Raw genomic sequence first — 26,532 nt, forward strand, 5'->3', positions numbered from 1 at the left:
GTGCCGGAGCACACAAAGCTGGCAGGCTCCGCGACAAGTTGGCGACCGTTATCGCAGAGCGCCACTACTGTACGTTCTCCGCTCCGAGCGGACCCTTCGAGGGAGCTGCAGCGGTGACGGTGGTCTCGAGTGGGTCTGGTGTAGGTACTGGCTGCGAACCGGCCGTGCTCCAGACCATAAGATGGTTACCTGTGACTCCCGCCGACCTTGCCGAACTGCTACGCGCGACCGCCGCGAAGGTGCTTGCCCAACGCGGCCTCGACGTGTCCGTGCTCCCCCCGACGCTGACGGTCGAGCGTCCGCGTAACCCTGAGCACGGCGATTACGCCACCAATGTTGCTCTCCAGGTCGCCAAGAAGGCGGGCGCGAATCCGCGTGACTTCGCCGGATGGCTCGCGGAAGCACTGGCCGCCGAGCCCGCTGTCGCCAGCGCCGAGGTCGCCGGGCCCGGGTTCCTCAATATCCGCCTTGCCGCCGATGCTCAGGGCACGATCGTTGCGCAGGCTCTGGCAGAGGGCGCATCCTTCGGCAACGGAACGTTGCTCGACAACGTCAAGGTCAACCTCGAATTCGTCTCCGCCAACCCGACAGGTCCGATCCACCTCGGTGGTACCCGGTGGGCCGCCGTCGGTGACGCCCTCGGCCGCATTCTTTCGGCACAGGGAGCCGAAGTGGTGCGTGAGTACTACTTCAACGACCACGGCGCGCAGATCGATCGCTTCAGCCGCTCGCTCATCGCGGCGGCACAGGGCGAACCCGCACCCGAAGACGGATACGCGGGTGCGTATATCGGTGAGATCGCAGCGGCTGTACTGGCCAAGAACCCGCAAGCACTCGCCCTGTCCCCGGACGACGCGGCCGAGACATTTCGGTCCATCGGCGTCGAGCTGATGTTCGAACAGATCAAGAAGAACCTGCACGAGTTCGGTGTCGACTTCGACGTCTACTTCCACGAGAACTCGCTGTTCGAATCCGGTGCCGTCGAGCGCAGCGTGGAGTACCTGAAGAATTCCGGCAGCCTGTACGAGGCAGATGGGGCATGGTGGCTCAAGAGCACCGACTACGGCGACGACAAAGATCGCGTCGTCATCAAGAGTGACGGCAACGCCGCGTACATCGCCGGCGACATCGCGTACTTCCAGGACAAGCGCCGCCGTGGCTTCGATCTGTGCATCTACATGCTCGGCGCCGATCACCACGGGTACATCGGTCGACTCAAGGCCGCTGCGGCTGCCTTCGGTGACGATCCGAACACCGTCGAGGTGCTGATCGGCCAAATGGTCAACCTGGTGCGCGACGGTGTTGCCGTGAAGATGAGCAAGCGTGCGGGCACGGTCATCACGTTGGACGATCTCGTCGATGCCATCGGCGTCGACGCGGCTCGGTACGCCCTGGTCCGGTCCTCCGTCGACTCGAGCATCGATATCGACTTGGAACTGTGGGCCAGTGAGAGCAGTGAGAACCCGGTCTATTACGTGCAGTACGCGCACGCCCGGCTCGCATCGCTCGCTCGCGGCGCCGTCGACCTCGGAGTTACCGCTGAAAACCCGGATCTGAGCCTGCTCACACACGAGCAGGAAGGTGAGTTGATCAGAACCATCGGCGAATACCCGAGAGTCGTCGCCAGTGCCGCAGACTTGCGTGAACCGCACCGCATTGCCCGCTACCTGGAAGAATTGGCTGGTGCTTACCACCGTTTCTATGGAGCATGTCGTGTACTTCCCCAAGGAGACGAGGAGCCAGGCCCAGTGAACACCGCACGTTTGGCGTTGGGTAGTGCAACCAGGCAGGTGCTGGCCAATGGCCTTGCTCTGCTCGGTGTCAGTGCACCGGAGCGAATGTGAGCGCACATCCCGCCGGTCCGAAGCATGCCGCAACCCCGATCGGGGACACCGTGACCGAGAAGCCGGCAACTGCTTCGGACATGACGGTGCTTCCCGCGCATGTCTATCCACGCAACGCCGAACGCGCTGACGATGGCGTTGTCTGCTTGGCCGGAGTGCCGGTCACGGACTTGGCAGCCGAATACGGCACCCCGTTGTTTGTCATCGACGAAGATGACTTCCGTTCGCGTGCAAGGGAAATGGCTGTTGCCTTCGGTGATCCCGCACGCGTTCACTATGCGTCCAAAGCGTTCTTGTGCGGGGAAATTGCGCGCTGGGTCGCCGACGAGGGGCTCTCGCTCGACGTCTGTTCCGGGGGCGAGCTGAGTGTCGCCCTTGCAGCTGGATTTCCGGCCGACCGAATTGCCATGCACGGCAACAACAAGTCCGTCGCAGAACTTACCGCCGGCGTCACCGCCGGTGTAGAGCACGTCGTGCTCGATTCGATGATCGAGATCGATCGGCTCGACGCGATCGCCGGCGAAATGCACGTCGTGCAGGACGTCCTCGTGCGCGTGACCGTCGGTGTCGAAGCGCATACGCACGAATTCATCGCAACTGCGCATGAGGATCAGAAGTTCGGCTTCTCGCTCGCCGACGGGTCGGCACTGGAAGCCGTACGACGAGTATTCGCAGCCGGCAACCTCCGGCTCGTCGGATTGCACAGCCATATCGGGTCGCAAATCTTCGAGGTCGACGGATTCGAGCTGGCTGCGCACAAGCTGATCGGCATGCTGGCAGAGGTGGTCTCCGAGTTCGGCGTGGACAAGACCTCCCAGATTTCGACGATCGACCTCGGCGGCGGCATGGGTATTTCGTACATACCGAGCGACGATCCGCCACCGATCGATGAGCTCGCAGCCAAGCTGAAGTCGATCGTCGCGACCGAATCCGCTCGGGTCGGTCTGCCTGTTCCGAAGATCGATGTCGAACCGGGTCGCGCCATTGCAGGTCCTGGAACGGTGACGCTGTACGAGGTCGGAACCATCAAGGACGTCACCGTCGATGCCGCGAAGCGCAGACGCTACATCAGTGTCGACGGCGGAATGAGTGACAACATCCGTACCTCGCTGTATCAGGCGGAGTACGACTGTCGGCTTGCCTCGCGGGACAGCACGGCCGAGGGAGTTCTGGCACGTGTTGTCGGAAAGCATTGCGAGAGTGGCGATGTGGTGATCAAGAACACTTGGATGCCGAGTGATGTCGGTCCGGGTGATCTGCTGGCAGTAGCTGCGACGGGTGCTTACTGCTACTCGATGTCCAGCCGTTACAACCTGCTTACTCGACCTGCCGTGGTGGCAGTGAAAGACGGAAAGTCCCGCCTCGTTCTGCGCCGGGAGACATTGCAAGATCTGCTCAGCTTGGAGGTGCAACCATGACATCGAAGAAGACCATAGGCATCGCCGTACTCGGACTCGGAAACGTCGGCAGCGAGGTAGTACGCATACTGACCGAGAACGCGTCGGATTTCGAGGCGAGAGTCGGTGTTCCCGTGGAGATCCGCGGTATCGCCGTACGTCGAATCGACGGAGATCGCGGAGTCGACCCGGCTTTGCTCACCGACAACCCGGCCGCGCTGGTGGATCGTGACGACGTCGACATCGTGGTCGAGGTCCTCGGTGGGATAGAGGTACCGCGCAAGCTGATCCTCGCCGCGCTGGAGAAGGGCAAGTCGGTGGTGACCGCCAACAAGGCGCTGCTGGCGGAATACACCGGAGAGTTGGCAGACGCGGCCGAGAAGTCGCGCGCCGACCTCTACTTCGAGGCTGCGGTCGCCGGTGCCATTCCCGTCGTCCGTCCGCTCATGCAGTCCCTCGCCGGCGACCGTGTCAACAAAGTGGCCGGAATCGTCAACGGCACCACCAACTTCATCCTCTCCGCGATGGACGAGACAGGTGCGGACTACGCCGAGACATTGGCCGAGGCAGGACGATTGGGCTACGCCGAGGCAGACCCCACCGCCGACGTCGAAGGCTACGACGCGGCATCTAAGGCAGCCATTCTTGCGTCGATCGCATTTCATACTCGCGTGACGGCAGGCGACGTCTACCGTGAAGGCATCAGCAAGATCACCTCGGCCGACCTGGAGATGGCGCGCTCGCTCGACTGCACCATCAAGCTGCTCGCGCTCTGCGAGCGCATCACCACACCCAATGGCCAGGACCGAATCTCGGCGCGTGTGTATCCGGCATTGGTTCCGCTGGACCACCCGCTGGCCACAGTGAACGGCGCGTTCAACGCCATCGTGGTCGAGGCCGAGGCTGCCGGGCGTCTCATGTTCTACGGTCAGGGTGCCGGCGGTGCTCCGACCGCGTCGGCCGTGCTCGGTGACCTCGTCATGGCTGCCCGAAACAAGTTCTACGGTGGCCGTGGACCACTGGAATCCAAGTACGCAAAATTGAAGATTGCTCCCATGGGCGACATCACCACCAGGTACTACGTCAACATGCAGGTGGCCGACCGCCCAGGTGTGCTGGCAACCGTTGCTGCGGAATTCGCCAACCACGACGTGAGTATCTCGACCGTGCGTCAGCAGGGTTCGGGCGACGGCGCCTGCCTTGTCGTCGTCACTCATCTGGCGTCGGATTCCGCGTTGTCCAAGACTGTGTCGGCGTTGGAAAAGATGGACGTCGTCACCTCCGTTTCAAGCGTTCTCCGATTGGAAGGCACCACCGTATGAGCGTCCACACCCCCTGGCCAGGCCTGATCGAGGCGTACCGTTCTCGCCTCGCGATCGGACCCGACTGGAAGACCGTGACGCTGCTCGAGGGCGCAACTCCGCTCATTCATGCAGAGCGACTGTCCGAGCTCACCGGCTGCGAGGTGCATCTGAAGGTCGAGGGCTTGAACCCGACCGGGTCGTTCAAGGACCGCGGTATGACGATGGCAGTCACCGACGCGCTTGCGCGCGGGCAGGAGGCTGTTCTGTGTGCCTCGACCGGCAACACCTCGGCATCCGCTGCGGCCTACGCGGCCAAGGCAGGCATGGGCTGCGCGGTCCTCGTCCCTCAGGGGAAGATCGCCATGGGCAAACTTGCCCAGGCAGTCATGCACGGCGCGAAGATCATTCAGGTGCAGGGCAACTTCGACGATTGCCTGGAACTCGCACGCAAGACCACCGCAGAGTTCCCGACGATCGGACTCGTCAACTCGGTCAACCCCGTTCGTATCGAAGGCCAGAAGACAGCGGCATTCGAGATCTGTGACGCGATGGGAAATGCTCCCGACGTCCATGTGCTGCCGGTAGGCAACGCAGGCAACATCACGGCGTATTGGCGCGGTTACTCGGAGTATTTCCGGGACGGCCTCACCACGGTCAAGCCGCGGATGCTCGGAGTGCAGGCCGCAGGTGCGGCCCCGCTCGTACACGGAGCGCCCGTTGCCGAGCCCGAGACGATCGCCACTGCCATTCGCATCGGGTCCCCGGCGTCGTGGAACGGTGCAGTCTCGGCCAAGGAGGAGTCGGGCGGTGCATTCCGTGCCGCTACCGACGAGGAAATCCTCGAGGCTTACCGTCTCGTGGCAAAGACCGAAGGCATCTTCGTCGAGCCTGCGTCCGCGGCGAGCATCGCGGGCCTGATTGCGGCGCGGAAGGAAGGTTGGCTCGACAGTGGCCTGACCGTCGTCTGCACGGTCACCGGCAACGGACTCAAGGATCCCGACACGGCTCTGGCGGGAATGCCTGTGGTCGAGCCGATTCCGGTCGATCCAGTAGCTGTCGCGTCGGCCCTCGAGCTGGCCTAGTGGCGAAGACTCAGTCCATGACGACAACACTCCCGCAGGGTTTGACGGTGACGGCCCGGGTTCCCGCGTCCAGCGCGAACCTCGGGCCCGGCTTCGACACTCTGGGAATCGCTCTGGGACTCTACGACGAGATCTCGGTGACGACGACTGCGTCCGGGCTGAGCATTCGTGTTCAAGGTGAAGGTGCAGACGACGTGCCTTGGGGTCCCACCCATTTGGTGGTGCGGGCGATCGAGAGGGGACTCGAAGCCGCAGGTGTGTGGGCAGATGGTCTGGATGTGTTGTGCACCAACGCGATCCCGCACTCGCGAGGATTGGGATCTTCGGCGTCGGCCGTCGTCGGGGGTTTGGCCGCGGCCAACGGGCTCGCTGCCAAGCTCGATCCTGACCTGACCTTGAGCCTCGATCAGCTCGTGCAGCTGTCTTCGGAGTTCGAGGGCCATCCTGACAACGCATCGGCCAGCGTCCTCGGCGGTGCGGTGGTGTCGTGGAGCGAGCCGGCGAGCGCGAGCATCACTCAACGGAAGTATTCGGCCGTCCGGTTGGCGGTTCATCCGGACATCCACGTCGTCGCGTTGGTTCCCGCCGAGCGGTCCTCGACGTCGCACACTCGCGGGCTTTTGCCCGAACTGGTTCCGCACCGCGACGCTGCCTTCAATGTCAGCCGCGGAGCCCTGACCGTCGTCGCGCTCACCCAACGTCCGGATCTTCTGATGCCCGCTACCGAAGATCTGCTGCATCAGGGGCAACGGTCGGTCGCACTACCGGAGTCTGCGAAGTGGATAGCGGCGCTGCGCTCGAGGGGTGTCGCAGCGGTGCTGTCAGGTGCTGGACCGACGGTGCTGGCGTTGTGCACCGTGCCCTTCCCCGAGGACATCAAAGTGTTGGCCGAGGGTGAAGGTGTAAGGGTCCTCGAGCTTGCTGTAGCAGACGGTGTCTGCATTTCTTGAAACTCGCTGGTAACTGGTTGTTGCCGACTGCGCTCTCGGAGGCTATCCTGAGGAAAGTCCGTACATCGTGCGCTTCAGACGCCGGTTTTCACCAGGGCAATCAAGTCACAGTATTCGGGGGGATCAACGTCCGGGTTTCGTGATGCACCTGGTTCGGCCCCTCCCGTAGTTTGCATGCGGTCTCGGGTCGGTCGTCTGTCCGAATCGCGTCGATCATGAACGGAAATATCCGGGTTCGATACGACCTTCGTGCTCCGGAACGAACCCTCTGCTGCGCATATTGCGAGCGAGGGAAGGAAAGGACCTCCGTGACCGATACGGAACTGATCTCCGCCCCAGACAAGACGCGCCGCGGAGCTGGCCTGTCCGGAATGGTGCTCACCGAGCTACGCAGCCTTGCTGGCGAACTCGGCATCAAGAGTGTCTCCGGCATGCGCAAAGGCGACCTGATCGCCGCCATTTCCACGCGTCAGTCGGGTAGCGGTGCGCAAAAGTCGGACGGCTCCAAGTCCGGCGCATCCAAGTCCAATTCTGCTGAGCCCGACGCCGACAAGACACTGTCGAGCGCCAGCGCTGCCACCGTCGATGTGAGGTCGGCGCCCGTCGTCGACAAGCCTGCGCGTGCTGAGGCTGCACCTGACCGGACTGCTGTGCAGTCCGGCGAACAGGCGCCTGCCGAAGACACGAGCGACGCGCCACGCCGTGCCCGAGGCCGTAGAGCTGCAGGTCGCCGCTCAGGTGCGCCCGACCAGCTGCCGCTCGACGATTCCGCTAAGCCCGCTGATGGCACTGCACAGTCCAACGCCGCTACTCAGCCTGATGCCGCTGAATCACGCGAGGCCACCACCGAGCAGTCCTCGGTGAACGCAACTCCGAACAGCTCGGATCAGTCGGAGTCCTCCTCCAACGAGCGACCACGAAGGACCCGTTCCGAGCGCGGCAACGACTCTCGTAGTGACCGCAGCAGTGAATCGCGCGGCAATCGCGGCGATTCCTCGGACGAAGACGGCAACACGCGCACCGACAGCAACCGTGGTGAGAACAACCGCAACGACAGTCGCGGCGAAAACAACCGTGGCGAGGGTAGTCGCAACGAGAACAACCGCAACCGCAGTCGCAACCAGAGCGACGGTCGTGGCGAAGACCGTAATAGCAACAGCAACAACGGTGGCAACAACGGTCCTCGCGAGAGCCGGGACAACAACAACCAGGACGACGAGGGCGACGGCCGGGGTCGTAGAGGCCGTCGGTTCCGCGAACGTCGTCGTGGACGCGATCGTGGCGAGGGTGGCGAAAGCCGCGAGCGGGAGCCCGAGATTCGTGAGGACGATGTCCTGCAACCAGTGGCAGGCATCCTCGACGTCCTCGACAACTACGCGTTCGTTCGTACCTCCGGGTATCTTGCCGGACCCAACGACGTATACGTTTCGATGAACCTCGTGCGTAAGAACGGTCTCCGTCGTGGTGACGCCGTAACAGGCGCGGTTCGCGTTGCACGCGAAGGTGAGCAGTCCGGTCAGCGGCAGAAGTTCAATCCGTTGGTTCGTTTGGACACGGTCAACGGTGGCGATGTCGAGGCCGCACGCAAGCGTCCCGAATTCGGCAAGCTGACCCCGCTGTACCCCAACCAGCGTCTGCGCCTGGAAACGACACCGAACATTCTCACCACTCGGATCATCGACCTGGTGATGCCGATCGGTAAGGGCCAGCGTGCGCTGATCGTAAGTCCGCCGAAGGCAGGCAAGACCAGCGTTCTGCAGGCGATCGCCAACGCGATCTCGGTCAACAATCCCGAGTGCTACCTGATGGTCGTCCTGGTGGACGAGCGTCCCGAAGAAGTCACCGACATGCAGCGTTCGGTGAAAGGCGAGGTCATCGCCTCGACCTTCGACCGCCCGCCGGGCGATCACACCGCGGTGGCGGAACTTGCGATCGAGCGTGCCAAGCGATTGGTGGAAGCGGGCCAGGACGTAGTCGTCCTCCTCGACTCGATCACTCGACTCGGCCGCGCGTACAACAACAGTTCGCCTGCCTCGGGCCGAATCCTCTCCGGCGGCGTCGATTCGACGGCGCTGTATCCACCCAAGCGTTTCCTCGGGGCGGCTCGAAACATCGAGAACGGTGGATCGCTGACGATCATCGCCACGGCCATGGTCGAGACCGGTTCCACCGGTGACACCGTCATCTTCGAGGAGTTCAAGGGCACCGGCAACGCGGAGCTGAAGCTCGATCGCAAGATCGCCGAGCGACGTGTATTCCCCGCGGTCGACGTCAACCCGTCCGGCACGCGTAAGGACGAGTTGCTGCTCAATCCTGACGAGGCAGCGGTGCTGCACAAGCTGCGACGTGTGCTGTCCGGCCTGGACTCGCATCAGGCAATCGACCTGCTTGTCGATCGTCTGAAGAAGAGCAAGAGCAACCTCGAATTCCTGATGCAGGTGTCCAAGACCGCTCCCGGCGGAATCGACGACAACTAGCGGGGAACAAGTCGGCAGGTGCGTGTGTTACTGCACCTGTCGGCATCGAAACATCGGACGAAAGATCCGGTGATCGAGTCAGACATTTCGTCTGGCATACTGATCGGCTGAGTCCGGTTCCGGTTCACGCCCTCGATTGGCGAGAGCGACCCGGCGACCATTGAAAGGGACACCATGAAGGCAGGAATCCACCCCAACTACACGCTCACCACTGTTGTGTGCGGTTGCGGCAATACTTTCGAAACCCACAGCACCACCGACAAAGAGCGCATCAACGTCGAGGTCTGCTCGCAGTGCCACCCGTTTTACACGGGCAAGCAGAAGATTCTCGACACCGGTGGTCGCGTTGCACGTTTCGAGGCTCGTTACGGAAAGCGCGCCGGCAAGAAGACAGAAGCCGACGCCGACGCATAGCTGTTCCGCCGACGCCCGTCCTGCGAAGTATGCAGGGCGGGCGTCGGTTTTTTCATGTGGTGACTGTGTTGTGTAGCGACTGTGGATCTATCGAAGACGGAGAAATATCATGGCGAGGACGACAAAGCCTTCGGCAATCGACGATATTCTCGCCGAGCATTCGGGCCTCGAGCAGCAGTTGGCCGATCCTGCGCTGCACAACGATCCCTCGGCGGCACGTCGAGCAGGTAAACGTTTTGCCGAACTCGCACCCATCATGTCGGTGCACGGCAAGCTGACCACCGCTCAGGACGATCTCGAAGCTGCCCGCGAACTTGCGGCCGACGATGCATCGTTCGCCGCGGAGATCCCTGACCTCGAAGCGACAGTAGTTCGCTTGGAGCACACACTCGCAGACCTGCTGGCCCCGCGTGATCCGCACGACGGCGACGACATCGTCATGGAGGTCAAGTCAGGGGAGGGCGGCGAGGAATCGGCGCTGTTCGCCGCCGACCTCGCGCGCATGTACCTCCGGTACGCCGAACGCCGGGGATGGCGCGTTGAGATACTGGATGCGAACGTCTCGGATCTGGGTGGATACAAGGACGCCACCTTGTCGATCAAGGCAAAATCCGGTTCGCTCGACGGCGTGTGGGCGCGACTGAAGTTCGAGGGCGGGGTGCATCGCGTGCAGCGTGTGCCCGTCACCGAATCGCAGGGTCGAGTGCACACGTCTGCGGCGGGAATTCTGGTCTATCCGGAGCCCGACGAGGTCGAGGCAGTCCAGATCGACGAGACCGATCTCCGCATCGATGTCTATCGCTCCTCGGGTAAGGGCGGTCAGGGTGTCAACACCACCGACTCCGCCGTACGAATCACACACCTTCCCACGGGAATCGTGGTGACCTGCCAGAACGAGCGTTCACAGCTGCAGAACAAGGCCCGCGCCATGCAGGTGCTCGCAGCGCGTATGCAAGCCGCCGCGGAGGAAGCTGCCGACGAAGAGGCAGCGGCCGGGCGGGCGAGCCAGGTTCGTACCGTCGACCGTTCGGAGCGGATTCGCACGTACAACTTTCCAGAGAACCGGATCACCGATCATCGCATCGGGTTCAAGGCGCACAACTTGGATGCCGTGCTCGACGGTGAACTCGACGCTTTGCTCGATGCGCTCGGCAAGGCCGACCGTGAAGCGCGGATGCAGGCCGAGTAAATTCGGCTGTTTTCCTCGTCCTCTTGTGCTCTGACCGTGCGTTTTTCTTCACCCTCAGCGTCATGGCACGCTGTACCGGTGACCCGTAAACCACTCCGCCTGGCAATTCTCGAAGCGACGTCGACGCTCGAGGCTGCTGGGGTTCCCAGTCCCCGCGTCGATGCCGAATTGCTCGCATCGCATCTGATCGGTGTCGAGCGTGGTCGGCTGGGCCTCGTGCCGCTAGTGGAGCCGGAGGTCATCGAGGCCTATCAGAAGACGATCGCTCAACGGGCAAAGCGTATTCCTCTTCAGTACATAACCGGCACAACAGCTCTGGGGAATATCGATGTCGAGGTCGGTCCTGGTGTGTTCGTTCCGCGTCCGGAGACCGAGTTGCTGCTCGGGTGGGCGCTCGCGTTCCTCGAGGGCGTCGATCATCGCCCTCCCGTAGTCCTCGACCTGTGCACCGGGTCGGGAGCGCTCGCCCTCGCCGTGGCGAACGCCAGACCCGACGCTCAGGTCCACGCCGTCGAACTCGACCACTCGGCACTTGCCTGGGCGAGACGCAATGCCGACCTGCGCGCAGCGCTCGGGGACGCCCCCATCACCCTTCACCACGGCGACGTCACCGATCGGGCACTACTGGCCGAGTTGGACGGTCGGGTGGACGTCATCGTCGCCAACCCTCCGTACATCCCCGAGAATGCCGTTCTCGAACCCGAGGTAGCCGATCACGATCCCCACATCGCGCTGTTCGGTGGCGTCGACGGACTGTCGGTGATCGGACCGATGATCGACAACATTGCTCGATGGCTTCGGGTCGGCGGGGGAGTCGGTGTCGAGCACGACGACTCGCACGGCGAACGTGTCGCAGAATTGTTCGAGCGTAGGCGCGTATTCACCGACGTTGCTCCGCACCCCGACCTGACCGGCCGTCCACGGTTCGTCGTCGCGTCTCGAGCTGTCACTCCGGAGTCCTGAACTTCACGTGTGAGGTGGGCAGGATGAGGCTCGGGAATCTGTAGCCGGAACGCAGTGACAGGATAGAGGGGTGAGCACTGTCTACGACTGCCAGCAAGCCGACTCTCGCGCGGCCGGATTGACCGCAGCCAGAGGCGCCCTCAAGTCAGGACGTCTGGTCGTGATGCCCACCGACACCCTGTACGGACTCGGCGCCGATGCCTTCGACAGCAGCGCTGTCACCGATCTGTTGCGCGCCAAGGGGCGAGGACGCGATATGCCCGTTCCGGTTCTCGTCGGATCCTGGAGCACCATCGACGGACTCGTGACCGGGGTACGCCCACGGACGCGCGATCTGATCAAGGCCTTCTGGCCCGGGGCGCTCAGTCTCGTCGTCCAGCAAGCTCCGTCATTGGCGTGGGATCTGGGAGATGCACAGGGCACGGTCATGCTTCGGATGCCGCTGCACCCTGTCGCCCTCGAATTGCTGCGCGAGGTGGGACCACTGGCCGTCTCGAGCGCGAACATCTCCGGCCAACCCCCGGCCACCACAGTGGGCGAGGCACGTGATCAGCTCGGTGGCTCCGCTGCGGTCTACCTCGACGGTGGTCCGGCCGAGCACGCTGTCGCATCCACCATCGTCGATTTGACCACTGAGACACCGCGGATCCTCAGGGAGGGCGCTATCGCTGCAGCGGCTGTCGCGGAGGTTCTCGGCCTGCCTGTCGAGAGTCTGCTGCGGGGGAGTGCCGGCGCATGAGTGAAACGCCCTTCTACGGCCCGGACTTCGCCGAATTGCACGCCGAGGATCCAGAGATCGCCGATATCCTGCTCGGTGAGTTGGAACGGGTCCGCGGTGGACTGCAGCTCATCGCCAGTGAGAATCTGACGAGCCCGGCAGTGATGGCTGCGCAGGGAAGCGTCCTGAGCAACAAGTACGCCGAGGGGTATCCCGGACACCGGTATTACGGCGGCTGCGAGATGGTCGATCGTGCCGAGAACCTCGCTGTCGATCGGGCCAAGGCGCTGTTCGGTGCCGACCATGTCAATGTTCAGCCGCACTCGGGCGCCAATGCGAACCTTGCTGTGTACGCGGCGTTCGCGAAACCGGGCGACGCGGTCCTGGCCATGAGCCTGCCTCACGGCGGACACCTCACCCACGGTTCGAAAGTCAGCTTCTCGGGCAAGTGGTTCAGCCCCATTCCCTATCACGTTCGGAAAGACACCGAGCTGATCGACTATGACGAAGTACGAGATCTGGCGTTGGTGCATCGTCCAAAGATCATCGTTGCCGGAGCTACGGCCTACTCACGCCTCATCGACTTCGCTGCCTTTCGTTCGATCGCAGACGAGGTCGGTGCCATCCTGTGGGTCGATGCGGCTCATTTCATCGGTCTCGTTGCGGGCCAGGCCATTCCGTCTCCGGTCCCGTACGCCGATGTCGTGTCCGCCACTACCCACAAGGTTCTGCGGGGTCCTCGTGGCGGCATGCTGATGTGCCGTGCCGAGCACGCTCGTGCCATCGACAAAGCAGTCTTCCCGTTCAGTCAGGGCGGGCCGCTCATGCACACCATTGCGGCAAAGGCTGTGGCGTTCGCCGAGGCGGCGACGCCGAGCTACCGCAAATATGCGCTGAATGTCGTCGCCAACGCGCAAGCCTTGTCGACCTCGCTCGTCGAATCCGGCATGCGCACGGTGTCCGGCGGTACGGATACCCACCTCGCGCTTCTGGATCTGCAAGGCTTCGGGATCGACGGCCGTAGCGCGGAATCGCGGTGTGAGGCAGCGGGTATAACGCTCAACAAGAACACGATTCCCTTCGACCCAGCCCCGCCTGCGGTTGCATCCGGCATCCGGGTCGGATCGGCCGCAGTCACGACACAGGGTTTCGACACCACCGAGATGGCCGACGTCGGAAAGCTCGTTGCACGTGCAGTTCGCGCAGAGCAGGGGACGGTCATCGGTGATCGTGAGATTGCCGCTGTGAAGGCAGAGGTCGGCGACCTCGTCTCACGCAAGCCGGCCTATTCTCGCGGATGAGGGGCTGCAAATGAGTGCCGTCTTCGCGGGGGCGCCCTACGATGTGCTGGCCCAGGCGAACCAGGGCGCAGGCGTCCCCATCCGAGAATTATTGCTGGTGTGTCTGACGGCCGCGGTCGTGACTTTTCTTGCGACCGGCGGCGTCCGAGTACTGGCGATCAAGTTCGGCGCGGTGGCAGCACCACGTGAGCGTGATGTTCATGTCGTTCCGACACCGCGACTCGGTGGGACCGGTATGTATCTGGGAATGCTCGTCGCATTGCTGTTCGCGTCCCAACTTCCTGCGCTTGCACGCGGGTTCGGGTACACCCAGGACATCCCCGCTGCGCTCGTCGCCGGGTTCGTGATCGTCGGGGTCGGAGTCATCGACGATCGTTGGGGCCTGGACGCACTTACCAAATTCGTCGGCCAGGTCACCGCGGCCGGAGTGCTCGTCGTGATGGGCGTGAGCTGGTACATCATCTATGTGCCTTGGTCGGACGGCGGCTTCACCGTCGTGCTCGATCAACTGCAGGCCGGACTGGTCACGGTCCTCGTCACCGTGGTGATGGTCAACGCGATGAACTTCGTCGACGGCCTCGACGGTCTCGCTGCAGGCTTGGGGCTGATCGCCTCGGTAGCAATCTGTATCTTCTCCGTCGGGCTGCTCAACGAGCAAGGCGGAGACGTCGGCGTCTATCCGCCGGCGGTGATAGCTGCCGCTTTGGCTGGTGCCTGTCTCGGTTTTCTGCCGCACAACTTTCAGCCGGCGCGGATCTTCATGGGTGATTCGGGTTCGATGCTGATCGGGCTGATGCTGGCCACGGTATCGACCAGCGCCTCCGGCCGTATCCCGCTGACCGCCTATGGGCCGCGGGACCTGGTCGGACTTCTTACTCCACTCCTCCTCGTCGGCGCCGTCATGTTCATCCCGATGCTGGACCTTCTTCTTGCCGTCGTGCGAAGAACACGCGCCGGACGCAGCCCTTTCAGCCCGGACAAAATGCACCTGCATCACCGTTTGCTGCAGATCGGTCACTCCCATCGCCGCGTGGTGCTGGTGATCTATCTGTGGGTCGGGGTCTTGGCCTTCGGCGCCGTCGGATCGTCACTGATCGATCGGAGAATCGTTGTCTTGCTCGTGGCAGCCGGTCTGGTATTCGCACTGGTGGTGACCGCCGTACCTACCGTCCGAATCGACATGGCACGCGAGCGAAGGCGCGTGAGGAACAGCAATCGACGAGGCCGTCGGTCCTGACGAACGATTGTGCTGCGTAGTCTGTGCATCTGTGAGCTTCTCTCCTGCGCCCGTGCCCGATCAATCCGACGCGATGCGTTCTGCCGTTCGCTACGGCGTCATCGGCTTGGTTGTGCTGACTGTTCTCGGCGCGATCATCGCCACCCTGTTCGCAGGGTTGCCAGGATTGTGGGGCGCGCTCATCGGCGCTGCCCTCGGAGGCGGGTTCATTCTGACCACCGCCGTGTCCATTGCGTTGACCTCCAAGTTTCCGCCGACGATGGTCGGTGCGGTCCTCTTGGGAGGGTGGCTCGTCAAGATGCTGCTAGCGATCATTGTCCTCGGAGTGCTCAAGGACATGGACTTCTACAGTCAAAAGTCGCTGGCGCTCGTCGTGGTAGCGGCGTTGGTGCTCGTTTTGGGGGCGGAGGTCTACGGTGTCGTTCGTACCAAAGCGCCGTACGTGGACGAACAGCCCGACACGCTCGAGTCCGACTGAACGTAGTACGACGCTGTGTCGTAATCGGTTGAGAAGAGGCCCCACCTACACAACGTCGTAGTTGTGTTGATAAAGTTCCGACCAAGTGAGGGTTGAACTGCCGCGAACAGGACATTTCGCGTGCACGACAATCTTTACAGGTAGCCGAAAGCGCGTGAGCAGTTTCAAGACGCGCTCGATAAGCTGCCGAGTCGACGTGAGTCGCCGACACCCGACAGACGCTGGCCGGTGAAGACAAGGCCTCAGCTGCTGACGACCTCGAGCCGATATCGTCGACTTGATAGATCGTCAATGTCCGATCGAACCGCAGTCTTAGCAGTCTGCGGCCCGAACACGGGAGAGACCGCTGAGCGTCACCAACCTGGCTGCGGAGTTCCATCCGCCGTCTATATCCGACTTCTTTCCTCCCGCCGTGTTGTTCGAAGGCACCCCCTTCGAACTCGACCGGCTGATGCTTATTCGCATTCTGATGAGCCTCGTGCTCGTAGTGTTGTTCGCGGTCGCCATGAGAAGCCCCAAAATCGTTCCTCGTGGGCTGCAGAATGTCGTCGAGTACGGACTCAGTTTCGTCAAAGAGCAGATCTGCGACGAGATTCTCGGCAAAGAGCAGGGCAAACGGTTCGCGCCGATCATCATGACCATCTTCTTTGCGGTTCTGTTCATGAACCTCTCGTCGGTGATTCCGTTTCTGAACATCTCGCCCAACGCTCGAATCGGTATGCCACTGGTTCTGGCCTTGATCGCGTACGTGGCGTTCAACTACGTCGGAATCAAGAAGTACGGGTTGTTCAAGTACGTCAAGAGCAGCATCGTGGTTCCGGATGTGCCCCTCGCGCTGCACTTCGTGCTGGTGCCGGTCGAGTTCATCTCCACCTTCATCCTGCGGCCGTTCACGCTGACTGTTCGTCTCATGGCCAATATGCTTGCCGGCCACCTCATGCTTGTGCTGTTCTTCAGCGCGACTCAGTTCTTTTTCTTCCAGGCCGCGGCGGGAATGAAGATCTTCGGTATTTTCTCGCTGACCGCAGGTTTCGGCTTCACTCTCTTCGAACTCTTGGTCATCGGCTTGCAGGCATACATTTTTGCGCTGCTGACAGCCGTGTATATCGACCTTGCGCTGCACGCAGATTCACACTGATCCACCACTAGCTAGACCTGACCCACGCGCCGTCCGGCGGGTGGGCAACAGAAAGGGAACGGAATTCTAATGAGCCTCGCGTACCTGGCACAGGAAACGACCACCACGGTGACCGGCGGTGGATACGGTGCAATCGGTTACGGCCTCGCCGCGATCGGACCTGGTATCGGTATCGGCATCGTGGTCGGCAAGGCCATCGAGGGCATCGCTCGTCAGCCTGAGCTGCAGGGAACCATCCGTACCAACATGTTCCTCGGCATCGCGTTTACCGAAGCGCTCGCGCTGATCGGTATCGTCGCCGGCTTCCTGTTCGCGTAATCCCCACATGGCAACCAACATCGCAATCTTGGCCGCGGAGGCCGAAGAGGACATCAATCCTCTGCTCCCCGCGACATACGACATTGTTTGGTCTGCGATCTGCATCGCCATCATCGGCTTCATCTTCTGGAAGTACATTCTTCCGAGTTTCCAGAAGGTATTGACCGAGCGCGGAGATCTGATCGAAGGCGGCATCAAGAAGGCCGAAGAAGCTCAGGCCGAGGCCAAAGCAGCACTCGAGCATTACAATGCACAGCTCGCCGAGGCACGTTCCGAGGCTGCGCAAATCCGTGAGGAAGCGCGCACCCAGGGCCAAGCGATCCTCGCTGAAATGAAAACGAAGGCGCAGGAAGAGAGCGACCGGATCGTGGCTGCAGGCCACAATCAGCTCGTTGCTCAGCGTCAGCAGATCGTCACGGAACTTCGAAGCGATCTCGGACGCACAGCAGTAGAGCTCGCGGAGAAGGTCATCGGGGAGCAGTTGTCCGACGAGGCTAAGCGAGCAGGCTCGATCGACCGTTTCCTGAGCGAGCTCGACTCCGTCACCGCTGACTCTGCAGCCGGAAAGTGAGATAACCATGTACGCAACTTCTCGTGAGGCTCTTGCCCGCACGCGTTCGGTTGCGAACGATGCACTGGGTTCTGCGTCGGCAGGAGTTGCAACTGCTGCTGCCGCGCAGACGGGTGCCGAGCTCTTCGCAGTCGTGGAGACGCTCGACGGGCAGCGCACGTTGCGTACCGCGCTCGCGGATGCGTCGGTTTCGGCCGAACGCCGCAGCGTGCTCGCTGAGCAACTGTTCGCAGGCAAGGTGTCCGAGACAACCACGAGAATTCTCGTGAGTGCTGTTTCGGGCAGCTGGTCCAAGCCATCGGATCTGCTGAATTCTTTGGTCGAACTGGGACGTGAAGCTCTGCTTCGCGCCGCAGCAGATCAGGATCAGCTCGATACGGTCGAGGACGAATTGTTCCGGCTGGGTCGGATCGTGGCGGCCAACCCCGTGCTCGAACAGAACCTGTCGGACCTCGGCAAGCCTGTTCACGCGAAACGCGAACTTCTCGGACGCTTGCTCTACGGCAAGGTGACAGCAGTTACCGAGGCGTTGGCGCTCCAGTCCGTCGGTCGTCTCCGCAAGGCGGCGCCTGCCGACGCATTCGACCATTTGGCAGGACTTGCCGCGCAGGTGCGCAATCAGATCGTTGCGCACGTCTCCAGTGCGGCTCCACTCAATGGCAGTCAGCTCGAAAAGCTGACCGCGACGCTGACCCGTACGTACGGCAAGCCGGTCACCGTTCACGTCGAGGTCGATACCGAACTGCTCAGCGGACTCGTGGTCCGGATAGGCGACGAGGTCATCGACGGTAGTGGGGCAGGCCGTCTCGCTGCATTGCGAAAGACACTCAAGTAGTCCGAGTACGGACACCACAGTCCGATAAGAAGAGCTTCGAAAATTCGAAGCCTTGGACACCGCGATCATTTAAGGAAGAGCAGGAAAAAATATGGCGGAGCTGACGATCTCCTCCGACGAGATCCGTAGCGCGATCGAGAACTTCACCGCGAGCTACTCACCGGAGTCCTCCCGCGAGGAGGTCGGCACGGTTACTGACACGAGCGACGGAATCGCCCACGTGTCGGGACTGCCGTCGGCTATGTCCAACGAGCTGCTCGAATTCCCCGGTGGAGTGCTCGGTGTTGCGCTCAACCTAGACGCCACCGAAATCGGTGCCGTCATTCTCGGTGACTACGAGCACATCGAAGAGGGCCAGGAAGTCAAGCGGACCGGTGACGTTCTTTCCGTCCCCGTCGGCGACGGCTACCTCGGTCGCGTTGTCAACCCTCTCGGACAGCCCATCGACGGCCTCGGAGACATCGAGTCCAGCGAGAATCGCGCTCTCGAACTGCAGGCAGCCTCGGTGCTCGAGCGTCAGCCCGTCGAAGAGCCGCTCCAGACCGGAATCAAGGCCATCGACGCGATGACCCCGATCGGCCGTGGACAGCGCCAGCTCATCATCGGTGACCGCAAGACCGGTAAGACCGCGGTCTGCATCGACGCGATTCTGAACCAGAAGGCCAACTGGGAGAGCGGCGACGAGAACAAGCAGGTCCGCTGCATCTATGTCGCCATCGGTCAGAAGGGCTCCACGATTGCAGGCGTCAAGGCTGCTCTCGAGGAGCGCGGAGCGCTCGAGTACACGACGATCGTCGCGGCTCCCGCATCCGATTCGGCTGGCTTCAAGTGGCTTGCTCCGTACACCGGCTCGGCCATCGGCCAGCACTGGATGTACCAGGGTAAGCACGTTCTGATCGTGTTCGACGACCTGACCAAGCAGGCCGAGGCATACCGTGCCATCTCGCTGCTGCTACGTCGCCCGCCGGGCCGTGAGGCATACCCCGGTGACGTCTTCTACTTGCACTCCCGTTTGTTGGAGCGCTCGGCGAAGCTGTCCGACGAACTGGGTGGCGGCTCGCTGACGGCTCTGCCGATCATCGAGACCAAGGCCAACGACGTCTCGGCTTACATCCCGACCAACGTTATTTCGATCACCGACGGTCAGGTCTTCCTCGAGTCCGACCTCTTCAACAAGGGTGTTCGTCCGGCAATCAACGTCGGCATCTCGGTCTCCCGTGTCGGTGGCGCTGCGCAGACCAAGGGCATGAAGAAGGTCTCCGGTTCGCTGCGTCTCGAGCTCGCTCAGTTCCGTGAGCTCGAAGCCTTCTCTGCTTTCGCCTCCGACCTCGACTCCGCCTCCAAGGCGCAGCTCGAGCGTGGCGCTCGTCTGGTCGAGCTGCTCAAGCAGGATCAGTACTCCCCGGTCGCCGTCGAAGATCAGATCGTCTCGATCTGGCTCGCAGGTCAGGGTGCATTCGACTCCGTGCCGGTCGCCGACGTACGCCGGTTCGAGACCGAACTGCTCGAAGACCTGCACCGCAACGCCAGCGGCGTCTACGAAAGCATTGCCGGCGGCAAAGCTCTCGACGATGACGCGCAGAAGGCACTGACCGAGGCAACCGAGAAGTTCAAGTCCGGCTTCTTGGATTCCGAGGGCAACCGCGTGGTCAACGAGGCAGAAGCGGACACGCTGAACGCCGACGAGGTTAACCAGGAACAGGTCAACGTCACTCGCAAGACAGTCAGCAAGTAGGTCAGCGACATGATCAGTGTTCTCACGAGTAGAGAAGGGAGCGTGAACAGCTAGATGGCAAGCATTCTCGAGCTGCGTTCCCGGATCAAGTCGGTCAACTCGACCAAGAAGATCACCAAAGCGCAAGAATTGATCGCGACATCGCGAATCATCAAGGCGCAGGCCCGCGTTGCGGCGTCGAAGCCGTACGCAGAGGAGATCACCAATGTGCTCTCGGCTTTGGCGAGTGCGTCCGGTTCGCTGGACCACCCGCTACTGAACGAGCGCCCCGAGCCGAAGCGTGCTGCGGTCCTGGTAGTCACCAGCGACCGTGGAATGTGCGGTGGCTACAACTCCAATGTCCTCAAGGAGGCGGAAGAGCTTTTTCAGCTTCTTCGCAAAGAGGGCAAGGACCCGGTCATCTACGTGCTCGGTGCGAAAGGGCTCGGTTACTACACCTTCCGTGAGCGCGATGTGAAGGCAGCTTGGACGGGCTTCTCTCAGGAGCCCGGTTACTCCGACGCAGCCAAGGCCAGCAAGCATTTGGTCGAGCTCTTCATGGCAGGCTCCGGCAACGAAGTCGATGCGCCGAACGGTGAAGGCACGATCGAAGGTGTCGACGAACTGCACATCGTCTACACACGTTTCGTGTCTATGCTGACGCAAAAACCCGAAGTGCGTCGGATGGCTCCACTGGAGGTCTCGTACACGGACGAAGAAATCGAAATGGGTGCGGATGCACTCACCGACTCTCCGTCTGCGTCCGATGTCCAGGCCCAGTACGACTTCGAACCAGAGGCAGGAACGCTTCTGTCGGCTCTGCTGCCGAAGTACATCAGCACGAGGATCTACTCCTCGCTGCTCGATGCGGCTGCGTCCGAGTCGGCTGCGCGCCGTACCGCCATGAAGGCCGCGACGGACAACGCTAACGAATTGGTCGAGACTCTCAGCCGTCAGGCTAACCAGGCTCGGCAAGCCCAGATCACCCAGGAAATCAGCGAAATCGTCGGTGGCGCTAACGCGTTGGCTGACAGCGCAGGAAGTGACTAAGCAATGACCGCAGCAGTAGCCCAAGAGAACGCGAGCGGAGCGGACACACAGTCCGGCCGTGTCGTTCGGGTAATCGGCCCCGTTGTGGACGTCGAGTTCCCGCGCGGCGCCATCCCCGCCCTTTTCAACGCTCTCCACGCAGAGATCACTCTGCCGACGGTGGCCAAGACCCTGACACTCGAGGTTGCTCAGCACCTCGGTGACAACCTGGTCCGCACCATCTCGATGCAGCCGACCGACGGCCTGGTTCGTGGAACCTCGGTGACCGACACGGGCAAGCCGATCTCGGTTCCGGTCGGCGACGTCGTCAAGGGCCACGTCTTCAACGCCCTTGGTGACTGCCTCGACACACCCGGTCTCGGCCGCGACGGCGAGCAGTGGGGTATCCACCGCAAGCCACCAGCCTTCGATCAGCTCGAAGGCAAGACCGAGATCCTCGAGACCGGTATCAAGGTTATCGACCTTCTCACCCCGTACGTCAAGGGCGGCAAGATTGGCCTCTTCGGCGGTGCCGGCGTGGGCAAGACGGTTCTCATCCAGGAGATGATCACCCGTATCGCTCGCGAATTCTCGGGTACATCCGTATTCGCAGGCGTCGGTGAGCGCACCCGTGAGGGAACCGACCTTTACCTCGAAATGGAAGAGATGGGCGTCCTTCAGGACACCGCCCTTGTCTTCGGCCAGATGGACGAGCCGCCGGGCACGCGTATGCGCGTCGCTCTGTCGGCGCTGACCATGGCGGAGTACTTCCGCGATGTTCAGGGACAGGACGTTCTTCTGTTCATCGACAACATCTTCCGTTTCACACAGGCAGGTTCGGAGGTGTCGACCCTCCTGGGCCGCATGCCTTCCGCCGTGGGTTACCAGCCGACGCTGGCGGACGAGATGGGTGAGCTCCAGGAGCGCATCACCTCGACCCGTGGACGCTCGATCACCTCACTGCAGGCGATCTACGTTCCCGCCGACGACTACACCGACCCGGCACCCGCCACCACGTTCGCGCACCTCGATGCGACGACCGAGCTTTCGCGTCCGATTTCGCAGATGGGTATCTACCCCGCTGTGGACCCGCTGAGCTCCACGTCGCGAATCCTCGAGCCCAGCATTGTCGGCGCAGAGCATTTCCGCGTCGCCAACGAGGTCAAGCGGATCCTGCAGAAGTACAAGGAACTGCAGGACATCATCGCGATCCTCGGTATGGACGAGCTTCAGGAAGAGGACAAGGTTCTGGTCGGCCGCGCACGCCGTATCCAGAAGTTCCTCGGCCAGAACTTCATCGTTGCCGAGAAGTTCACCGGTGAGGCCGGTTCGGTCGTGTCGTTGACCGACACGATCGAAGCGTTCGACAAGGTCACCAAGGGCGAGTACGACCACCTTCCCGAGCAGGCCTTCAACAGCTGTGGTGGTCTCGACGACGTCGAGGCAGCAGCCAAGAAGATGGCCGGAAAGTAGCCCGACGTGACTTCCTCGGAAACGAACGGCATGGAGGTTTCACTCGTCGCTGTCGAGCAGAAACTGTGGTCCGGTAACGCGACCCTGGTGAGTGCTCAGACCACGGAGGGCGAGATCGGCATCATGGTGGGGCACGAGCCCGTGTTGGGTCAGCTGGTCGAGGCCGGGACCGTGTCCATCACCACGACCGACGGAGAGAAGATCGTCGCTGCTGTGCACGGCGGATTCTTGTCGGTCACGGGAAAGACCGTCACCGTTCTGGCGGAGTCTGCGGACTTCGCTCAGGACATCGACGTCGATGCAGCTCGCTCGGTGCTCGACGCAGGCGGCGACGACAAGGAAGCCCTCGCAATCGCGAAGGGCCGAATTCGCGCCGCTGAGCGCGCCTAGATCAACGAGAAGCCGCGACGGAGGCTGCGAAATGCGCATCGGAGTGATTGTTCTGGTCATTCTGGTTGTGCTGCTCGCAGCAATCGTCGCGGCTTTTCTGTATCGCCTGAGCATTGTGCGCGGCGGTGGGACCGCCGCGATCATGCGCGTGACTCCGTCGTCGGGTGGAAGCGGTTGGCGCCACGGAATCATTCGATACGACGACAACACCGTCGTGTTCTTCAAACTCTCGAGCTTGCGTCCGGGTCCGGACCACAAGCTGACCCGTCAGGGAATCGAGGTAGGTGAGCGGCGTAAGCCCCGCGAGAACGAATTCGACATTATGAGCGACGAGATCGCGGTGCTGGAGCTGACCGACGCCGGCCGCCATTTCGAGATCGCCCTCGATCGGGGCGCGCGGACGGCCTTCATGTCCTGGCTGGAGTCACGTCCCTCTGGAAGATCGCAGCGCGGACGGCCGGCAGGTTAGATTGCGTCAGGCGTTCGAGCGCAATCACTCTCCGGTCGAGCGCGACGCTCCCGGAACCCACTGAACATCGCCGCCAGGATTGGCGAACCTACTGAGGATGAACAGTAGATCCGAAAGCCTGTTCAAGTATTTGGACGGCAACGTGCTGGTGTCCTCGGGGCTCGCGTCGACGGCCGCCCATGCAGCCCTTTCAGCGCGTCGAGCGATCGTCCGAGACGTGTGGAGTAGCGCTCCGAGAGGTGTGCCACCTGGGAGTATGAACGACGTCAACGGATCCAGTTCTTCGTTGAATTCGTCGCACCACTGTTCCAATCTGTCGACGTACGACTGATCGATTCGCAACGGTGGGTATTTTGGTTCCGCGACGACGGGTGTGGACAGATCTGCCCCAGCGTCGAACAGATCACTTTGAATCGTTCGAATGACTTTTACAATCTTCGCCGGCGGATTCCCAAGCGCCAGAACCACTCCGAGACTTGCGTTGGTTTCGTCGCAGTCGGCGTAGGCAACGAGACGTGGGTCGTTCTTGGTGACACGGGAGAAGTCGCTCAGTCCGGTCGTTCCGTCGTCACCGGTGCGAGTGTAGATACGGGTCAAGTGCACAGCCATGGAGCAACGGTACCGCTCCAGTAGGGCAGACGGGCCCGGCTACTCTGTTGAACTGTGAGCGAACGCTTTTTGGTATCCGGAGGAAACCGACTCGTCGGCGAGGTGTCTGTCGGCGGTGCGAAGAACAGCGTGCTCAAGTTGATGGCGGCAACCCTGTTGGCCGAGGGTACGAGCACCATCACCAATTGTCCCGACATACTCGATGTTCCGTTGATGGCCGAGGTGTTGCGAGGCCTGGGGTGCGACGTTGTACTCGAGGGTTCGGTCGTACACGTCACGACACCGGCAGAGCCCAAGTATCACGCGGATTTTCCGGCAGTCAAACAGTTCAGGGCATCGGTGTGCGTGTTGGGGCCGCTTGTTGCTCGGTGCAAGCGTGCGGTGGTAGCTCTCCCGGGTGGCGATGCAATCGGGTCGCGACCTCTCGACATGCATCAATCCGGTCTCCGCTTGCTCGGCGCGCACAGTGAAATCCAGCACGGATGTGTGGTGGCAGAAGCCGACGAGTTACGCGGAGCCAACATTCGACTCGCCTTTCCGTCGGTCGGGGCCACTGAGAACATCCTGATGGCCGCAGTACTTGCAAAGGGCGAAACAGTCATCGACAACGCTGCCCGTGAACCGGACATCGTCGATGTGTGCAACATGCTCAACAACATGGGGGCGCAGGTCTCCGGCGCTGGAACGTCCACTTTGACGATCAAGGGTGTCGAGTCCTTGAAGCCGACGACTCATCGCGTTATCGGAGATCGCATCGTCGCGGCCACCTGGGGTATTGCCGCGGCGATGACGCGAGGCGATGTCCGTGTTCGTGGCGTCAACCCGAAGCACCTCTCACTCGTTCTGGACAAGCTGCGTTCCGCAGGATCCGAGGTGAGCATGGAGGCCGACGGATTCCGCGTGGTTCAACACGAGCGTCCGACGGCGGTCAATTTCGCGACACTGCCCTTTCCTGGTTTCCCGACGGATCTGCAGCCTATGGCGATCGGATTGGCCGCTGTAGCGAACGGCACGTCGATGATCACCGAGAACGTGTTCGAAGCGCGCTTCCGCTTCGTCGAAGAGATGATCAGGTTGGGGGCCGATGCGAGGACAGACGGACATCATGCCGTCGTTCGCGGTGTGCCTCAGCTGTCCAGCGCTCCGGTGTGGTCCTCGGATATCAGGGCAGGAGCAGGCCTGGTCCTGGCTGGTTTGTGTGCCGATGGCGTGACCGAGGTGCACGACGTCTTTCACATAGATCGTGGATATCCGAAGTTCGTGGAGAACCTGAGCGACCTCGGTGGCAACATCGAGCGCGTGAGCGGAGGAACCGAACCCTCGGTGACAGAGCTTCTACTGTGAGGTCGCGGCGCCGCTAGCCCAATATGAGATACGTGCCCCAGATGCCCCAGTGCACTGGGGCACGTGGCGTTGATACCCGTGAAGTAGTCCGGCGTCCAGTTGTGGTCCGCGACCGCCTGGGTGAAGAGCCGCCAGTCAGGTCGAGGTGTGGCACAACTACGCGGGTGACGCGCGGACCTGAATGTAATAGACACTCCGGCCGCATCGCATCGATAGCTTTGGTCGAACCCGCGCGAATCTGCAGTGCCAGAACGAGTTTCGCAGAAGGTAGGTCTCGTACCGTGGTGCGCTTCGTCCGGAACTTCATGGGTGTGATCGACAAGATCGGTGATTCCGCGCACGAGCCTCTCTTGCAGGTCGGGCCCGGATAGCCGTGGACTTCGGCTGACAATCGCGGGCAAGACCTCCGATATGTATGAAAGCGCCTTGCGAGACGTGCGCGGACCCGGTTGAGAGAGAGCCTTCGCCACCTGGGTGGTGAGTTCCACTGCCTCCGCTGCGGGCTTTCGAGTCTTGTGCGGCGCGGGTGCGGCTACAGCCACTCGCCAGATCTGGATGTTCGAGCTCCATCCGATCACTCTGTGAACCTCCGCCACCTTGTCTTCGGTATCGGAGGCTGTGGGAAGAGCGGCCTCTGCGCCGGTAATCGGCCGGGTTGGTCTTGCCGTACGTAGCGCTGACGCGATGGTGCCGCGGCTTGCGTTCGTTAGGCAGTGATGACGGCCGGCGGCTCCGAGTCCGAGCGACGACGCGATATCAGCCGCAGTAGATCAGGTGTCTGTGAGTTCGTAAGCGAGATCCACAGTCCACCTGCCAACTCGATGACGAATTCCATGCATCGGGGATTGTCTGCAACCCGCCTCTAGGGCCGTGATGGGCGCTATGTCCGGCGTCACAATCGTTGAATTCAGCTGAATTGGGAAGTGCGGCAGAATCGATCGCACTCTGAGCTGGGGCGATGCAAGTCCGGAATCTCATGACCAGGCGATTTGCGTAGGGGTGCGCTCTCGCGTAACTTTTGTCGAGTCAGAGCGACACGGACACCGACCCGGTCTTCACGGACAGGGACACGAGGTTGCACGAAGTTCGTCTCAATGACTTGAAGTAAACAGAATATCCCCCAAGAGTCGGATCTTTGCATCCGAGACCAAGCTGGGATACGCTGGAACGGTTGCCCCAGGCGCTGCGAGGACATGGTTTTCGTGGGTGTGTGGTGTGTGCGTGTTCTTTGAGAACTCAACAGTGTGTCGATGAATGTCAGTGCCGAATTTTGTATTTGGTGAAAGCA

25 protein-coding genes are annotated in these 26,532 nt (G+C 61.9%); 23 read left to right on the forward strand and 2 right to left on the reverse strand.

Going from position 1 to position 26,532, the window contains the following annotated elements:
• Positions 1-191 precede the first annotated feature (191 nt).
• The 22 genes from argS to QMK32_RS22430 all read left to right on the forward strand — a co-directional run bounded on the left by argS (position 192) and on the right by QMK32_RS22430 (position 23,291).
• A complete protein-coding gene (argS, locus tag QMK32_RS22325; RefSeq protein WP_283477566.1) occupies positions 192-1,844 on the forward strand; it encodes an arginine--tRNA ligase in 1,653 nt (550 codons plus the stop codon).
• Entirely contained in the window at positions 1,841-3,262 is a 1,422-nt protein-coding gene (gene lysA, locus QMK32_RS22330) for a diaminopimelate decarboxylase (RefSeq protein WP_283477567.1), read from the forward strand. The genes argS and lysA overlap by 4 nt, the downstream gene beginning before the upstream one ends.
• Positions 3,259-4,563 (forward strand): homoserine dehydrogenase, encoded by a 1,305-nt coding sequence (locus tag QMK32_RS22335; RefSeq protein ID WP_269306586.1) that lies wholly within the window; start codon positions 3,259-3,261, stop codon positions 4,561-4,563. The genes lysA and QMK32_RS22335 overlap by 4 nt, the downstream gene beginning before the upstream one ends.
• A complete protein-coding gene (thrC, locus tag QMK32_RS22340) occupies positions 4,560-5,627 on the forward strand; it encodes a threonine synthase (RefSeq protein ID WP_084346439.1) in 1,068 nt (355 codons plus the stop codon). Before QMK32_RS22335 ends, thrC begins: the two co-directional genes overlap by 4 nt.
• Before the next feature lie 17 nt (positions 5,628-5,644).
• Positions 5,645-6,577 (forward strand): homoserine kinase, encoded by a 933-nt coding sequence (gene thrB / locus QMK32_RS22345; protein ID WP_283477568.1) that lies wholly within the window; start codon positions 5,645-5,647, stop codon positions 6,575-6,577.
• 308 nt (positions 6,578-6,885) lie between these two features.
• The gene (gene rho / locus QMK32_RS22350; protein WP_283477569.1) at positions 6,886-9,054 is read left to right on the forward strand and encodes a transcription termination factor Rho; all 2,169 of its coding nucleotides are present in this window, start codon (positions 6,886-6,888) and stop codon (positions 9,052-9,054) included.
• Between the two features lie 174 nt (positions 9,055-9,228).
• The gene (gene rpmE, locus QMK32_RS22355) at positions 9,229-9,468 is read left to right on the forward strand and encodes a 50S ribosomal protein L31 (protein ID WP_186630048.1); all 240 of its coding nucleotides are present in this window, start codon (positions 9,229-9,231) and stop codon (positions 9,466-9,468) included.
• A 109-nt stretch (positions 9,469-9,577) separates the two neighbouring features.
• Positions 9,578-10,657 carry a peptide chain release factor 1 gene (gene prfA, locus QMK32_RS22360; RefSeq protein ID WP_088945466.1) on the forward strand — a complete coding sequence of 360 codons (1,080 nt, stop codon included), beginning with the start codon at positions 9,578-9,580 and terminating at the stop codon, positions 10,655-10,657.
• 78 nt (positions 10,658-10,735) lie between these two features.
• Positions 10,736-11,620, forward strand: coding sequence for a peptide chain release factor N(5)-glutamine methyltransferase (gene prmC / locus QMK32_RS22365; RefSeq protein ID WP_283477570.1), 885 nt, complete (start codon positions 10,736-10,738; stop codon positions 11,618-11,620).
• A 70-nt stretch (positions 11,621-11,690) separates the two neighbouring features.
• Entirely contained in the window at positions 11,691-12,359 is a 669-nt protein-coding gene (locus tag QMK32_RS22370) for an L-threonylcarbamoyladenylate synthase (protein WP_283477572.1), read from the forward strand.
• Positions 12,356-13,639: a serine hydroxymethyltransferase gene (gene glyA / locus QMK32_RS22375; protein WP_283477574.1), complete on the forward strand. Its 1,284-nt coding sequence runs from the start codon at positions 12,356-12,358 to the stop codon at positions 13,637-13,639. Before QMK32_RS22370 ends, glyA begins: the two co-directional genes overlap by 4 nt.
• Positions 13,640-13,649: 10 nt before the next feature.
• Positions 13,650-14,876: a glycosyltransferase family 4 protein gene (locus QMK32_RS22380; RefSeq protein WP_283477575.1), complete on the forward strand. Its 1,227-nt coding sequence runs from the start codon at positions 13,650-13,652 to the stop codon at positions 14,874-14,876.
• Between the two features lie 73 nt (positions 14,877-14,949).
• Positions 14,950-15,354 (forward strand): Cg1360 family ATP-synthase-associated protein, encoded by a 405-nt coding sequence (locus QMK32_RS22385; protein WP_283477596.1) that lies wholly within the window; start codon positions 14,950-14,952, stop codon positions 15,352-15,354.
• A gap of 361 nt (positions 15,355-15,715) precedes the next feature.
• Positions 15,716-16,492 (forward strand): F0F1 ATP synthase subunit A, encoded by a 777-nt coding sequence (atpB, locus tag QMK32_RS22390; protein WP_176224990.1) that lies wholly within the window; start codon positions 15,716-15,718, stop codon positions 16,490-16,492.
• Between the two features lie 69 nt (positions 16,493-16,561).
• Positions 16,562-16,810, forward strand: coding sequence for an ATP synthase F0 subunit C (locus tag QMK32_RS22395; RefSeq protein ID WP_283477576.1), 249 nt, complete (start codon positions 16,562-16,564; stop codon positions 16,808-16,810).
• Positions 16,811-16,817: 7 nt separating this feature from the next.
• Positions 16,818-17,381, forward strand: coding sequence for a F0F1 ATP synthase subunit B (locus QMK32_RS22400; RefSeq protein ID WP_084346429.1), 564 nt, complete (start codon positions 16,818-16,820; stop codon positions 17,379-17,381).
• 7 nt (positions 17,382-17,388) lie between these two features.
• Positions 17,389-18,216 (forward strand): F0F1 ATP synthase subunit delta, encoded by an 828-nt coding sequence (locus tag QMK32_RS22405; RefSeq protein ID WP_283477578.1) that lies wholly within the window; start codon positions 17,389-17,391, stop codon positions 18,214-18,216.
• Between the two features lie 91 nt (positions 18,217-18,307).
• Complete coding sequence (gene atpA / locus QMK32_RS22410) at positions 18,308-19,951, forward strand: F0F1 ATP synthase subunit alpha (RefSeq protein ID WP_269306606.1); 1,644 nt, start codon at positions 18,308-18,310, stop codon at positions 19,949-19,951.
• Between the two features lie 54 nt (positions 19,952-20,005).
• Positions 20,006-20,980 (forward strand): F0F1 ATP synthase subunit gamma, encoded by a 975-nt coding sequence (locus QMK32_RS22415; protein WP_084346426.1) that lies wholly within the window; start codon positions 20,006-20,008, stop codon positions 20,978-20,980.
• Positions 20,981-20,983: 3 nt separating this feature from the next.
• Entirely contained in the window at positions 20,984-22,432 is a 1,449-nt protein-coding gene (atpD, locus tag QMK32_RS22420) for a F0F1 ATP synthase subunit beta (protein ID WP_084346425.1), read from the forward strand.
• 30 nt (positions 22,433-22,462) lie between these two features.
• The gene (locus tag QMK32_RS22425) at positions 22,463-22,822 is read left to right on the forward strand and encodes a F0F1 ATP synthase subunit epsilon (protein WP_088945457.1); all 360 of its coding nucleotides are present in this window, start codon (positions 22,463-22,465) and stop codon (positions 22,820-22,822) included.
• Between the two features lie 31 nt (positions 22,823-22,853).
• A complete protein-coding gene (locus tag QMK32_RS22430; RefSeq protein WP_283477580.1) occupies positions 22,854-23,291 on the forward strand; it encodes a DUF2550 domain-containing protein in 438 nt (145 codons plus the stop codon).
• A gap of 24 nt (positions 23,292-23,315) precedes the next feature.
• Here QMK32_RS22430 and QMK32_RS22435 read toward each other — a convergent pair whose 3' ends face one another.
• Positions 23,316-23,900 carry a cob(I)yrinic acid a,c-diamide adenosyltransferase gene (locus QMK32_RS22435; RefSeq protein ID WP_283477581.1) on the reverse strand — a complete coding sequence of 195 codons (585 nt, stop codon included), beginning with the start codon at positions 23,898-23,900 and terminating at the stop codon, positions 23,316-23,318.
• A gap of 54 nt (positions 23,901-23,954) precedes the next feature.
• Between QMK32_RS22435 and murA the strand changes: the two genes are divergently transcribed.
• Entirely contained in the window at positions 23,955-25,244 is a 1,290-nt protein-coding gene (gene murA / locus QMK32_RS22440) for a UDP-N-acetylglucosamine 1-carboxyvinyltransferase (RefSeq protein ID WP_283477583.1), read from the forward strand.
• Between the two features lie 706 nt (positions 25,245-25,950).
• Here the strand turns inward: murA and QMK32_RS22445 are convergent.
• Complete coding sequence (locus QMK32_RS22445; protein ID WP_283477584.1) at positions 25,951-26,079, reverse strand: hypothetical protein; 129 nt, start codon at positions 26,077-26,079, stop codon at positions 25,951-25,953.
• Between the last annotated feature and the right edge of the window lie 453 nt (positions 26,080-26,532).

Origin of the sequence: Rhodococcus sp. H29-C3 (assembly GCF_030063405.1) — a bacterium.
Classification (GTDB): Bacteria; Actinomycetota; Actinomycetes; order Mycobacteriales; family Mycobacteriaceae; genus Rhodococcoides.